Source organism: Winogradskyella aurantiaca (assembly GCF_003362725.1).
GTDB classification, from domain to species: Bacteria; Bacteroidota; Bacteroidia; order Flavobacteriales; family Flavobacteriaceae; genus Winogradskyella_A; species Winogradskyella_A aurantiaca.
In genome coordinates this window covers 404,524-417,740 of sequence record NZ_QKTV01000002.1, presented here as the reverse complement: position 1 = coordinate 417,740, position 13,217 = coordinate 404,524, and the positions used below count along the sequence as shown (strand labels likewise).

Genomic DNA, 13,217 nt, shown 5'->3' with positions numbered 1-13,217 from the left:
AATGTAGATCCGATAGCCTTAACTAAACCGGCAACAGTTCAGTTAGATGCGAATGGTAATGGCAGTATAGTACCAGCAGATGTGGACAATGGATCGAATGATGCGTGTGGTATAGCGAGTTTAAGTGTGTCACCAGATACATTTGATTGTTCCAATGTAGGAGCCAACACGGTAACATTAACTGTAACGGATAACAATGGAAACGTATCGACGGAGACGGCAGTAGTAACGGTAGAGGACAATGTAGATCCGATAGCCTTAACTAAACCGGCAACAGTTCAGTTAGATGCGAATGGTAATGGCAGTATAGTACCAGCAGATGTGGACAATGGATCGAATGATGCGTGTGGTATAGCGAGTTTAAGTGTATCACCAAATACATTTGATTGTTCCAATGTAGGAGCCAACACGGTAACATTAACTGTAACGGATAACAATGGAAATGTATCGACGGAGACGGCAGAAGTAACGGTAGAGGACAATGTAGATCCGGTTGCTTTGGCTCAGAATGTAACGGTACAGTTGGATGCTACAGGAAATGGAAGTACAACAGCGGCAGCTGTAGATAATGGATCAAATGATGCATGTGGAATCCAGTCATTAGCATTAAGTCAGACAGCCTTTGATTGTTCCAATGTAGGAGCCAACACGGTAACATTAACGGTTACAGATAACAATGGAAATGTATCAACAGTAGATGCTACAATAACAGTAGAGGATAATATCTCACCAACAATTAGTTGTGTTGTGGACCAGACTCGAGGTACGGACATGGATGTGTGTGAATACACGGTAGTAGGAACGGAGTTTGATCCAGGCTTTGGTGATAACTGTACTACAGCGACCATTAGTAATGATTACAACAATTCTGCGAGTTTAGCGGGTGCGGTATTTAATGAAGGTGATACTGTAGTAACCTGGACAGTTGATGATGGCAATGGCCAGTCAGTAAGTTGTTCGTTTACAGTAATGGTAGTGGATGATCAGGACCCAGATATATTCTGTCCAGAGGTACAGGTATTTTTAGATTCTGCAGGAAATGGGTCATTGGATATTGAACAGATACGACCATTTATCAGTGATAATTGTACGGCTCAAGCAGATTTACAGATAGATCTTCTGACTAACAGTGATTTTGATTGTGATTTTGTTGGGGATAATTTACCGGAATTAATAGTATCACAAGCTATTAATGGTTCGGGTGGTGATGATTATGTAGAAATATTCAACGGGACAGGTGAAGTGGTAGACTTGTCAGTGTATAGTATAGAGACTGCCCTTGGATCCTATCCTATGAGTGGTACAATAGGAATAGGTGAAGCGAGAGTTTTTGGTTCAACCTTTGCACCAACCACATATATAGGACCTGGATTGGGATACTTCTTTGGGGCGGATATGAACTTTACATTTGAAAAGAATGGTGTGCCTATTGATAAGGTGGTATACTCTGGTGCGGTTAATTTGAGAAGGAGTTCAGCGATCGGATTGGGTAATAGTAGTTTTGATGCTTCTGAATGGGAGGAATTGGCTGGTGGTCCAGGTGATTATAGTAATCTACAATCGCACTCAGTAACGAGTCAAAGTACCGATGTGGATATTAGAATTACAGATGCAGAAGGTAATGAGACCGAATGTACAGTTAAGGTAACAGTGATAGATGATGAGGCACCAATAGCTAATGCTAAGTCCATCACAGTAGAACTGGATGAATTTGGTCAAGCGAGTATTGACGGTTCTGATATTGATGATGGATCAACAGATGCGTGTATCATAGAGTCTTTAGAGGTGATAGGCCAAAAAGAATTTGATTGTTCAGATATTGGGGGGCAAATCACAGTATCGTTACTTGTTACGGATAATAGTGGTAATGCTACAGAGAGTACAGCTGTTCAAATCACAGTTGTGGACAATGTAGAACCAGAAGCATTAACTCAGGATATTGTTATAGAGTTAGATGCCTCAGGAAATGCTTCAATAACACCAGAAGAAATAGATAATGGTTCAAACGATGCCTGTGGGGTTGCTAGTCTTTTCTTAAATCAAACAGCATTTGATTGTAGTCATGTAGGTGTTAATACGGTGACCCTAACAGTTACTGATGTTAATGGAAATACGAGTACCAAAGATGCTACAGTAACAGTAGAAGATAATATAGCACCAGTAGTACAAACTCAGAACATCACCATAGAAGTGGTTAATGGTACGGTTGTTATAACCCCACAAGATGTGGACAACGCTTCCAGTGATGCCTGTGCTTTTGACTTATCTCTGGATGAAGACACATTTGATTGTGGTGACTTGGGAGATAATACAGTCACCTTAACAGCTACAGATGTTAATGGCAATAGTTCAAGCGCTACTGCAACAGTAACAGTGATAGGTGAAGTACCAGAGGTGACTATAAGTCCGTCTGAGTTACCGGAACTATGTCAGGGGGCCTTTATTATCCTTACGGCTAATGTTGATAATAGTATTGATATGAGCCAGGGTGTGAGTTACTTGTGGGATACAGGTGAGACCACACAGAGTATTGAGGTGAATGAGAATCGTATCTACTACCTGACAGTAACATCAAATAACTCTGCATGTAGTGCTGATTTTGAGTATGAGGTTGTGGGTTATGATGCAGGAGATCTGTTGTCGGCTTATACCATATTAGCCACTAAGAAAGTAGAGCTAAAAGATTCAAATACAGTAGAGACTGGTGGGGTAGGTGTTACTGATGCCAATAAAGAAATTAAGGTTAAGAAAGGAAGCCGTATAGAAGAGTTTGCTCAGGCCTCAGAAGTGGAGGTTGACAATAGCAGTTTTGTTGGGCAGTCCATACTAGAACCGGCAGGTGCTGAGATACCAGAGTTCTTGTATAATAACTTGTCCAGTGGATCGAGTCCTGATGTGAAGGTAGAGAAAGATCAAACACAAACCTTAACTCAAATTGTTTACGATAAAGTAGAAGTTAAGGAAGGTGCTACGGCAATATTTACACAATCCAATGTGTATATAAGAGAGCTGAAGATCAAGAAAGAGGCAACAGTAGACTTTACACACTGTACCAATATATTTATTGATAAAAAGCTTAAGATCGATAAAGAATCTAAGTTTAACCCAAGTGGTTATCAGGTGGCAGTTTATGTGGATGATGATGTAGAGATCAAGGAAGGGGCTGAAGTTACCGCCAGGATCCATGCCAATGATAACAAGGTGAAGGTGAAGGGTAAAAAGGGTCGCAATCCAATTATTACAACAATAACTGGACTGGTGATTGCCAAGGAGGTTAAATCAGAGCGCAATGTGATCTGGAACTCGGATCCGTTCTGTGAGCCATGTGCAATTGATAGTAATGTAGACTATAGTAAGCCAGGTAGCAATAATGATGATGATGACGATGATGATGATGATGACGATGATGATGATAGAAGAGCGCTAGTAGTCAGTGCGTATCCAAACCCATCGGATGGTGACTTTAGCATCGATGTGGAGACAAGTTTGGACGAGGTGATAGAGATCCGCGTGTACGATATGTATGGTAAGCAAGTGTACTACTCAAGCTTCGAGCCAGGAGACACCTACGAGTTTGGAAAACTACTGGATGCAGGTGTGTACATTGTAAAAGTATCACAGGCAGGACAGGTGCGAACCATCAAGCTCACACGAATGTAGACAATGGATTAACCAACCATAAACACAACCCTCAGCATTAGCTGGGGGTTTTTTGTGCTCGGTATTCTTTCAAGTATGCGTTTAAAATGAATAACCGTAACCAATATCCAGGCTGTAGCTCCAGCGTTGTTCATTAATTCGGTATTCCAATGCTCCAGTGAGATCCAAACTATGAGGGCCTTGAAACCAAAATGTATACATAGCTAACAATCCAGTGGCCCAGTCTTTATCCAAATTTTCCCAATTCCAGGACCCGTTTCCTTTTTGGTTGCTAAGTACACCTTTAGCAAACCCTGCACCAATGCCAAGTCTCCTATTAACTAAATACCCTGAAGCCAATTGCAAAGAGAAGGTGTTATCAATCCGTGATGGTTCATTAAAAACTCGAGTGGTTTCCTGGTCAAATACCAGGGAACCATTGATGATCCATCGTTTGTTAATTAACCTCGTATAGTCTGAAGACACACCCCAAAACCAGGATTGACCATCAAAGGTACTTCCATAACTTCCAGCAACGGCCCAGGTATTCCTATAACCCTGCATGACATTCCCAAGAGATTGGGCCTTTAGCTTAAAGCTTACACAAACTAAGAGAAGAAGAATCCATTTAAATGTAATGCGTGTCATTGGTCCCATAAATACAACTACTGGAATTGTAAATTGAAGGCTATTGTTAAACTAAGCATTAAGCTTACATGACTATAGTTTCGTAAACTTATGATTCTTTTTTAAATTACCAGGAAATCTTCATCCATCTAATTCTTTTGAAGCGGTATTTTTTAGTCTCAGCAATTTTCTTAATTCCTTTCTTGATGCTGGCCCAATCCAATTGGCCTCCATCTTTTAATGATCGGCGTTTTAAAGAAAATTGGATTTTGGAAGATTGGACCTTAAAAGATTCGCTATCCCGAAATTTTTCGGACCGCTGGAAACTTATAGCATTAAGTAATAATCGAAACATTTGGATGAGTGTCGGAGGACAATTGCGTTTACGGTATCAAGGAACGTTCAATCAGGAATTTGTGGATAAGTACTATGGCGAATACACTTTAAGGGCTCGTTTACATGCAGATGTTCATTTTGGTCGCAATTTCAGAGTTTTTGCCGAGGGCATTTATTCCAATGCTGTCGATCAGGGAAATACACGTTTGGGAGTCAACACACCAGTTAAAGATGGGGCGATTCTTAATTTATTTGGCGAATATACCTTTAACATTAATAGCGAGTGGCAAACTGAGGTTTGGGTGGGTCGCCGTGAGTTACAGGCAGGTTATGAACGTTTTGTTTCACCTGGTAATTGGTTAAATACGAGACGATCCTGGGATGGCCTTGGTATTAACATTGGAAGAAACTCTAATCAGATATCAGCCTTTATAAGTAAACCGGTTATCGTCATCCCTGATGGTTTTACGCAACGCGATGCAGATGCCGTTTTTTGGGGAATTCGCTATCAGAATGATGAAGTGGTATACAACATGAGTTCTGGTTATGGTGTGCCAAGTTGGTCCAATTACCAAAAGATTCATTTTGAACCTTATCTCTTTGGACTCGATAGACAGCAGGTGGTATTCGAACAAGGCACTCAGGATGACAAGAGGTACACACTTGGAGTATTGTTTTCTGGGCCAATTAGAAATTCGCATTTGGATTATGAACTCGAAATGGCTTATCAGGATGGTTCCTTTGGATCTGCCGACATCAGTGCCTATTCCATTACCGTGGAGTTGGGTTACAATCCACGAGTATTTTGGCAACCTAGATTTTGGATAGGGTTTGATTACGCATCGGGGGATGATAATCCAAATGACAATAAATTAGGAACCTTTGATCCATTGTTTCCTCAGGCTACCGCATGGTTTGGGGAACACGGTACCATTGATAGGAAAAATTTAGTGTCATACTCTTTCAATATCGATTTAAGGCCCTTAGATATCATAACAACGCGTTTATCCTACTGGAATTTTTCCCGTGCTCAGGTTAATGATGCGGTTTATAATACGGCCAATGGAATCTTACGCTCACCAATGGGCAGTGCCGCTCGAGATCTGGGCAACTCCGTGCAGATTTCGAATATAATTAGGCCTAACTTTCAATGGGAGTTTAATGTGACCTATAATTTCTGGATACCGGGTAAATTCTTTGAAGAGACTCAGAATACGGCGGCTTTAACGCAGCAATACCTAATGTTAACAGCGCAGTATTCTTTTTAATAGAATGTGTTTAGAGTTGTCTTTGCAGCCCAATACTGAAAATAAGATTACTGACTAATGATTTTGCCATCTTCCATAGTGATAATTCGATCAGTCTTCATAGCAAAATCTTCATCATGAGTAACGACTAGTAATGAGAGATTTTCTATGTCACAAAGCTCTCTAAAAATATTAAATACATTATCGGAGATCTAATTACCGTGATTTCTCAACTAAAACTATTATGTTATTGCAAAGTATGATTCGTTTAAGCAGGTCAGTTAGACATAATCAAAGATGGGTAAGTAACTGAAAACTGAGACCTATTGAGTACTAATTAAAAATCTTTAGGCAATTATAATGTTCAAGTAAAACGTAGATAAACGAAAATACCTATAAATTATTTTTTGTAAGATTTTATTTATAATTTACCTAAGTGTTTTTCTACCTGTAGAAATGTTATAATTAGAAAGTTCAAATCTTAAATCTAAATTTACTATGAACCTGAGGCATGTCTTATTTCTGTTTACCTTCCTGTTTTTTTACTTGGCTCAAAGTCAAACTAATGAGCGATTTATACGCATTATTGGTAATGCTAAAAAGGAGCTAAGTGCAAACAAAGCTAAAGTTGTATTAACTATATCGGAGCAAAAGGCTAACCAATATGTAAGTGACTCTTTAGCTATGTCATTTAACGAGGCATATAGCAATGCTATATCGAAACTTTCCAAGATGGGTATTACAGAGTCAGACCTTAAACTATCAATACAAAATCGATATAATAACCGACAAATTAGCAAAAGATACTCTCTTACAATCGATTATGATAAACTTCAAAATCTATCTGAATTGCAAGATAATAGTATGAAAATGTTTGATATAGCTTATCTATTCGAATTAATAGATGAGAATTTAGAGACGGAACTAAGTCTCATGGCAATTGAAGATGCTAAAAGAAAGGCAAAAGCTATTTGTGATGAAATAGGAATGGAAGTTGGAGACATACTGAACATTGAAGTTAAGGAGGCAGGTTTCGGTACAGAGCTTATTGCAGATAAAAAAGATACCCTGATTAAATCTTATAAGGTTGCAATAACATTTAAACTTATTGATTAAATGAGATTATTCTTAATACTGATATCACTTATTATTTCAACCAGTATTAATAGTCAGAACAGAATAATAATAAGAATTCTGGGGCAGTCTAATTATGTAGAGTCAGCAGAAAGTAATTCTATGATGTTAAGGGTAAAGAATTCTGAAATTAATAAGATTCATATTTTATCAGATTCTTTATTTGCGTTGGGTTATAAATCAGTACCTGAAAAGGTTAATGATTACTCTAGTCACAATTTCAGCAAGTTCAGAATTAATGAAGCCTCCGTGGAAAATTTCGATAGAATTATGGTTTTATGTAATGAACTGCTAATACCGATTGTGTCAGTTTTCTATATGATGCCAGAGCATTCATTTGAGGATGAAGACATACAGGCAATTTTAGCTCTTCGCAATGCTAATTCACAAGCGAAAATAATAGCAAATCATTTAAACAAGAAGGTATTGAGAATTCTCAATATCGATGATGATACTACTTATGCAAATTCATTTTATGATAATATTGACCTTGATAGTGAAAGAGGGCAATTAATTCTTAAACTGTTAGAGGTGCTTTCTAGAAGAAATGAGGTTTATAGTAAGGATAGTAAAGAAGAATTTAGAAATGGTGCATACACTCTATGGGTAACTTATGAATTAAACTAGCTCATTTGATTGTTACCTAATTCAAATCAATTTCGAAAACGCTGAGCCAAATGTTAATACATCCTTTTTAAATATTTCGGCGATATTTTAATTTCTCAATTAGAAAAGTCCACTAATTTCTCCTGAATCACTTATGTCAATGCCCTCAGAGGCAGGATGCGCGGGTAATCCAGGCATGCGCATAATATCGCCAGTTATTGGAATTAAAAAGCCTGCTCCAGAAGCGATTTCTATCTCACGAACTGTAATAATGAAGTCTTTAGGTCGGCCTAACAATTTTGGATTATCGGATAGTGATTTTTGAGTTTTTGCAATACAAACTGGAAGCTTGTCAAGTCCAAGTTCCTTGATGCGTTTCAAGTGTAATTTAGCCTTACTATTATAATCCACATGCTCTGCTCCATAAATGCGTTTAGCAATGGTTTCAATCTTTTTTTCAACAGGCATGTTCCAACCGTATAAAGGGCTAAACGAATCGGTATTAGATTCTGCTACTTCAATGACATGTTCCGCCAGTTTAATGGCTCCAGCACCGCCCTTGGCCCATACATTGGCGACGGCTACCCTAATGTTCCTAACGCGAGCCAAATCCTTTATAAGTTCGATCTCTTCCTTTGTATCTGTTTTAAATTTATTGATCGCAATAATCGGCGTCACATTAAATTTCACAATATTTTCGAGATGTTTCTCAAGATTTGGTAATCCTTTACGAAGTGCATTAACATTGGGCTGTTCCAATTCTTTTAAGCTGGCGCCACCATGATATTTTAATGCTCTTATTGTGGTGGTTAGAACCACGGCTTTAGGAGATATTCCCGCGCTCTGACATTTAATATCAAAGAATTTTTCAGCTCCAAGATCAAAACCAAAACCTGCTTCGGTCACCGTGTAATCCGAATAACTCATTCCCATGAGGGTACCTATGACCGAGTTAGTCCCTTGTGCAATATTAGCAAACGGTCCGCCATGGATGATGGCTGGATTGCCCTCTAAGGTCTGTACCAGATTGGGTTTAATGGCATGTCTAAGTAAGGTTGCCATGGCACCAGCCACTTTTAGATCACGGGCATAAATGGGTTCCTTGCTAAAAGTGTAACCAATAAAGATATTGCCTAAGCGTTCTTTTAAATCGCTTAGATCGTTGGCAATACATAGGATGGCCATGATTTCAGATGCGGCCGTAATGTCAAACCCTGTTTCTCTAGGAATTCCAGATGTTGTACCTCCAAGACCAACAATGATGCGTCTAAGGGCACGATCGTTCATGTCAATAACACGTTTCCAGGTGATAGTTCGAGGATCTAAACCAAGCGAATTGGTTTTACTTTGAATATTGTTATCAATAACAGCAGCTAGTAAGTTATGAGCCTTTTCAATTGCTGAGAAATCACCTGTGAAATGCAGGTTAATATCTTCTAAAGGTAGCACTTGGGCATAGCCCCCACCAGTGGCACCTCCCTTAATTCCAAATACAGGACCAAGGGACGGTTCTCGCAATACAACGGTTGTTTTCTTTTTGAGTTGATTTAAGGCTTCAGATAGTCCTATTGAAATGGTTGTTTTGCCTTCGCCAGCAGGAGTGGGAGAAATAGCTGAGACCAAAATAAGGTTACTTTTTTTAACCTGACTTCTTTTAATTTTAGCAATTGGAATCTTGGCTTTGTATTTCCCGTACATGTCAATATCCTCTGGATCGATACCGAAGTTTTGGGCAATTTGACTAATAGGTTTTAATTGAGCCTTTTTGGCAATTTTAAGATCGGTCATGACAACTGTATTGCAATTTCATCAAATGTAGGACTTCAATTAATTCTTATGACTGATATTTGTCATGAGCAAAAATATACCAGGAATGAATGACAATTTTACAAACGAATACTTCGGCATAGGTATTCAGAATGGAAAGACACCTGAAAACCTTGGTGTACTTTGGCGCACAGCTCAAAATATGGGCGCATCTTTTATTTTCACTATTGGTAATCGATATGCTAAACAAGCCAGCGATACGCATAATGCGGTAAAGGCCATGCCTTATTTTCATTATGATACGTTTGAAAATTTTTATAATAATCTGCCAAAGGGAGCTCGATTGGTTGGTGTGGAACTCACTGAAGAAGCAGAATCCCTTGAGACCTTTCATCACCCAAGACGTTGTGTATATTTATTAGGTGCCGAGGACCACGGTTTATCTAAAAAGGCCATTGAAAAGAGCCATTTTCTGGTGAAGTTTACCTCACAACTTAGCTTAAATGTATCAGTGGCTGGAAGTATCGTGATGTATGATAGGGGAATAAATAAACCAAGGTCGTAAATTTGTCCCATGTCAAAGACTCATAAAGCCGGTTTTGTAAATATTATAGGAAATCCAAATGTTGGAAAGTCAACGTTAATGAATGCCTTTGTTGGTGAAAAATTATCAATAATAACTTCCAAAGCGCAAACCACCAGACATCGAATATTAGGGATTGTCAACGGTGAGGACTTTCAGATGATTATAAGTGATACCCCTGGTATTATTAAGCCCGCTTACGAGTTACAAGAGTCCATGATGGACTTTGTTAAGTCTGCTTTTGAAGATGCTGATGTACTAATCTATATGGTTGAGATTGGTGAAAAGGCTTTAAAGGACGAAGCCTTTTTTAATAAGATTACCAATTCAAAAATTCCTGTATTACTGTTGCTTAATAAGATTGATGGTTCTAATCAGGAACAGCTAGAAGAACAAGCCGAATTGTGGCAACAAAAAGTACCCAACGCTGAGTTTTATCCCCTATCAGCATTAAATGGATTTAATGTTAAAAATGTCTTTGAAAGAATAATAGAGTTACTTCCGGAATCTCCACCGTTTTATCCTAAAGATCAATTAACCGATAGACCTGAACGATTTTTTGTTAATGAAACTATTAGGGAGAAGATCTTAATGCATTATAAAAAAGAGATTCCATACTCAGTTGAAGTGGATACAGAAGAATTTTTTGAAGAAGAAAAGATTATAAGAATGCGTTCTGTAATTATGGTAGAGAGAGATACTCAAAAAGGCATCATTATTGGTCATAAAGGATCCGCTTTAAAGCGTGTTGGAGTGGAAGCGCGTAAAGACCTAGAAGCATTTTTCGGAAAACAGGTTCATTTAGAACTCTACGTGAAGGTTAATAAAAACTGGCGAAGTAATCAACATCAGTTGAAACGATTTGGTTATAACTCCAAATAGTCCTTAAATTGATTCAAGGGTGCGTTCCATGAAGTCGTTCAAATGGTGCATCTGTGGTTTTCCTTTTAATCTACCCATACGCCCGAAAAAATATAAGGTAAACCAAATAACCACTGTAAATAAGGTAAGGAAAACTTGAATCGCAAAATCCTTTTCAAGAGACCAGTTGGTATAGGCCCAGATACCAAAGACGAAAAACATAGTTGCTACAATAAAATGAAGAAACATAAACATGGTCCAGACAGTTGGATTTGGTCCAAATAGCCCATATATTTTGCTTGTTTCAGAAGTTTCATCATTAACTTCTAAATGTAATTGAGGAGACCAGTAATGCTGAATTCTTTTGGGTAACTTTATAAAGATATGATCATCTACCAAAGTCACGATAAATTCTTTTTGGTTTGATTTGGCCTCTTGAAATGCTTCGATAATCCGTTCCTTTTGAAATCCTAAAACACGCTGAAACCTAGGTCTAAGTGCGATAGTCTTCGGGATGTCTTTATGCGGAATATCTGCTTGCATTTTACTTAGTAATTATAAATTCGCAGCGTCTGTTAATAGAATATTCAACATCACTACAGTTATCACCACAATCCACAAGTGGCTGCGTTTCACCATACCCTTTTGCGGATATGCGTCCCAGACCAATTCCTTTTGATAGAATGTAGTTCATAGCCGCATCTGCACGTTTCTGTGACAATGCTAAATTATAAGATGGGGTTGCTCTTGAATCAGTATGAGCACCAAGTTCAATTTCCATCCGAGGATATTTATTTAAAAGCTCCACCAATACATCGAGAGTTCGCGCCGCATCGGGTTTAATCTCCCATCGATCTAGGTCAAAATAGATGTTCTCCAATTCTATATAAGTGTAGCCATCTTCTTTTTCAATAACAATGTCTTCTGCGTCATCATAGGATTCTATAACCAGTTCAATATCAAAGGTAATATCTCCACTATCATTGGTGTCAAAGGACTCAAAACTGGGAATGTACAAAGGCTTATAAGCTTCTAAATTATAAGAATTATTTGGTGTTGTTGGTAATTGGTAGCGACCGAATTCGTCAGACGTGACGGTAGCCAAAATACTTCCATCTTCATCATATAGGGTAACTTGAGTATCCGGTAAGATAGCCTGAGAATTTTTATCAACCACTAAACCTTGAATAACATATTCGCGTTCTTTTTCCTCCTTTTCAAATCTGTATAACTGGTCCACACCACTTCTATTGGAAGAAATAAATCCTTCGTCGGAAGTACGCCCTTTAGCATAGCCAAAATCATCTCTAGGGCTGTTTAAAGGTTCCCCTAAATTTAAAGGACTTAGATAAGTTCCCTTATCCAACTTACTCAGATAAATGTCAAGACCTCCAAATCCTATATGACCATTTGATGAAAAATAAAGGGTCTGTTCTTCATCTATATAAGGATATTGCTCGCGATGCTCGGTATTAATTTTAGGTCCTAGATTTATGGGTTCACCAAATGAACCGTCGGCAAGGATATCGACATAAAAAATATCAAAAGATCCCAAAGACTCTGGCATGTCACTGGCGAAATAAAGACGACTCTCATCCGCGTTAAGGACCGGATGTTGTACAGAGTAAAAATCACTAGAGAAGGGTAGCATTCCAACATCGTCCCAATCACCATCAACCCGGGAAGCTTTATACAGCTTTACAGTGGCTACGAGTTCTCCATTGATTCGGTGACGATCAGGATCTGTTCTTGAGAAATATATGGTTTGACCATTGTGGGAAATTGCTACTGATGACTCGTGAGTTTTGGTGTTAAGTGAATTGGAATAAGGTATTATACTGTCTAGCTCATTATCGTCTGTTAAGCGACCCTTATATAGATCTAAATAAGGTTGAGCATTCCATTTGTAGGTTTTGCCCCCTGAACTTGATGGGGAGGCAAAAATTAAGTCACCATTATAAACGTGGGCACCAAAAGAAACTGTTCTATTGAATGTCTTCAATACGTTTACATTATAATTAAAGGGTACCACAGTGTTTAATAAATCGCGTAGTTCTCCAGTATTAGTTGGGGCATCCAAATAGGTGGTGGCAATAACATCTGATTTATAGTATTGTTTTACACCTTTAAGTGCATCGGCATATCTAAAATAGAAATCATTTGGCAGGCTATCATCTTTATGCAAACTGTACAGCGTCTCATAAATTTTTGAAGCATTTTTAACATCTAAATTGTAATAATAACAATCGCCAAGATTTAAGAGTGATTCTTTAGTAGGAGGAAGGTCCTTGTAAATTTCTATAGCTTCAGCGTAGGCCTTTATTCTAAATAATGCATTGGCCTTTTCAATACTTTGACTTATTCCTAAAATTGGAATCAAACAAAGAAGTATTTTAACGAACACATGTTTCATTTGC

The 13,217-nt window shown here is 38.2% G+C and carries 10 protein-coding genes and 1 pseudogene; 6 read left to right on the top strand and 5 right to left on the bottom strand.

What is annotated here, in order from left to right; translation table 11 throughout:
• Positions 1-3,660: T9SS type A sorting domain-containing protein (locus tag DN064_RS14370; protein WP_115461735.1), on the top strand; the 3,660-nt coding region annotated here is incomplete at its 5' end.
• A gap of 81 nt (positions 3,661-3,741) precedes the next feature.
• Here DN064_RS14370 and DN064_RS06090 read toward each other — a convergent pair.
• Positions 3,742-4,287, bottom strand: a complete 546-nt coding sequence (locus tag DN064_RS06090; protein ID WP_157962249.1) for a hypothetical protein — start codon at positions 4,285-4,287, stop codon at positions 3,742-3,744.
• 185 nt (positions 4,288-4,472) lie between these two features.
• On the opposite strand from DN064_RS06090, the gene DN064_RS06085 reads away from it, so the two are divergent.
• Positions 4,473-5,870: an alginate export family protein gene (locus DN064_RS06085; protein WP_115461733.1), complete on the top strand. Its 1,398-nt coding sequence runs from the start codon at positions 4,473-4,475 to the stop codon at positions 5,868-5,870.
• Between the two features lie 47 nt (positions 5,871-5,917).
• Here the strand turns inward: DN064_RS06085 and DN064_RS14270 are convergent.
• Positions 5,918-6,058, bottom strand: a pseudogene (locus DN064_RS14270) (ATP-binding protein); the annotation flags it as partial.
• 289 nt (positions 6,059-6,347) lie between these two features.
• On the opposite strand from DN064_RS14270, the gene DN064_RS06075 reads away from it, so the two are divergent.
• Positions 6,348-6,965 carry an SIMPL domain-containing protein gene (locus DN064_RS06075; protein ID WP_115461732.1) on the top strand — a complete coding sequence of 206 codons (618 nt, stop codon included), beginning with the start codon at positions 6,348-6,350 and terminating at the stop codon, positions 6,963-6,965.
• A complete protein-coding gene (locus tag DN064_RS06070; RefSeq protein WP_115461731.1) occupies positions 6,966-7,610 on the top strand; it encodes a hypothetical protein in 645 nt (214 codons plus the stop codon).
• 99 nt (positions 7,611-7,709) lie between these two features.
• Here the strand turns inward: DN064_RS06070 and DN064_RS06065 are convergent, their stop codons facing one another.
• A complete protein-coding gene (locus DN064_RS06065) occupies positions 7,710-9,377 on the bottom strand; it encodes a formate--tetrahydrofolate ligase (protein WP_115461730.1) in 1,668 nt (555 codons plus the stop codon).
• A gap of 85 nt (positions 9,378-9,462) precedes the next feature.
• Here DN064_RS06065 and DN064_RS06060 point away from each other — a divergent pair, with 85 nt between their 5' ends.
• Positions 9,463-9,921: an RNA methyltransferase gene (locus DN064_RS06060; protein WP_115461757.1), complete on the top strand. Its 459-nt coding sequence runs from the start codon at positions 9,463-9,465 to the stop codon at positions 9,919-9,921.
• 9 nt (positions 9,922-9,930) lie between these two features.
• A complete protein-coding gene (gene era / locus DN064_RS06055) occupies positions 9,931-10,821 on the top strand; it encodes a GTPase Era (protein WP_115461729.1) in 891 nt (296 codons plus the stop codon).
• Positions 10,822-10,824: 3 nt separating this feature from the next.
• Here era and DN064_RS06050 read toward each other — a convergent pair whose 3' ends face one another.
• Together DN064_RS06050 and DN064_RS06045 are read right to left on the bottom strand one after the other, a co-directional pair.
• The gene (locus DN064_RS06050; protein WP_115461728.1) at positions 10,825-11,343 is read right to left on the bottom strand and encodes a GTP-binding protein; all 519 of its coding nucleotides are present in this window, start codon (positions 11,341-11,343) and stop codon (positions 10,825-10,827) included.
• A 1-nt stretch (position 11,344) separates the two neighbouring features.
• A complete protein-coding gene (locus tag DN064_RS06045) occupies positions 11,345-13,213 on the bottom strand; it encodes an OmpA family protein (protein ID WP_198659406.1) in 1,869 nt (622 codons plus the stop codon).
• Positions 13,214-13,217 lie beyond the last annotated feature (4 nt).

What these genes read in the sequence shown, in the direction of transcription:
- DN064_RS06090 (WP_157962249.1), bottom strand. Translation starts at nt 4,287, where the DNA reads ATGACACGCATTACATTTAAATGGATTCTTCTTCTCTTAGTTTGTGTA.
- DN064_RS06045 (WP_198659406.1), bottom strand. Translation starts at nt 13,213, where the DNA reads ATGAAACATGTGTTCGTTAAAATACTTCTTTGTTTGATTCCAATTTTA.
- era (WP_115461729.1), top strand. Translation starts at nt 9,931, where the DNA reads ATGTCAAAGACTCATAAAGCCGGTTTTGTAAATATTATAGGAAATCCA.
- DN064_RS06065 (WP_115461730.1), bottom strand. Translation starts at nt 9,377, where the DNA reads ATGACCGATCTTAAAATTGCCAAAAAGGCTCAATTAAAACCTATTAGT.
- DN064_RS06075 (WP_115461732.1), top strand. Translation starts at nt 6,348, where the DNA reads ATGAACCTGAGGCATGTCTTATTTCTGTTTACCTTCCTGTTTTTTTAC.
- DN064_RS06050 (WP_115461728.1), bottom strand. Translation starts at nt 11,343, where the DNA reads ATGCAAGCAGATATTCCGCATAAAGACATCCCGAAGACTATCGCACTT.
- DN064_RS06085 (WP_115461733.1), top strand. Translation starts at nt 4,473, where the DNA reads ATGCTGGCCCAATCCAATTGGCCTCCATCTTTTAATGATCGGCGTTTT.
- DN064_RS06060 (WP_115461757.1), top strand. Translation starts at nt 9,463, where the DNA reads ATGAATGACAATTTTACAAACGAATACTTCGGCATAGGTATTCAGAAT.
- DN064_RS06070 (WP_115461731.1), top strand. Translation starts at nt 6,966, where the DNA reads ATGAGATTATTCTTAATACTGATATCACTTATTATTTCAACCAGTATT.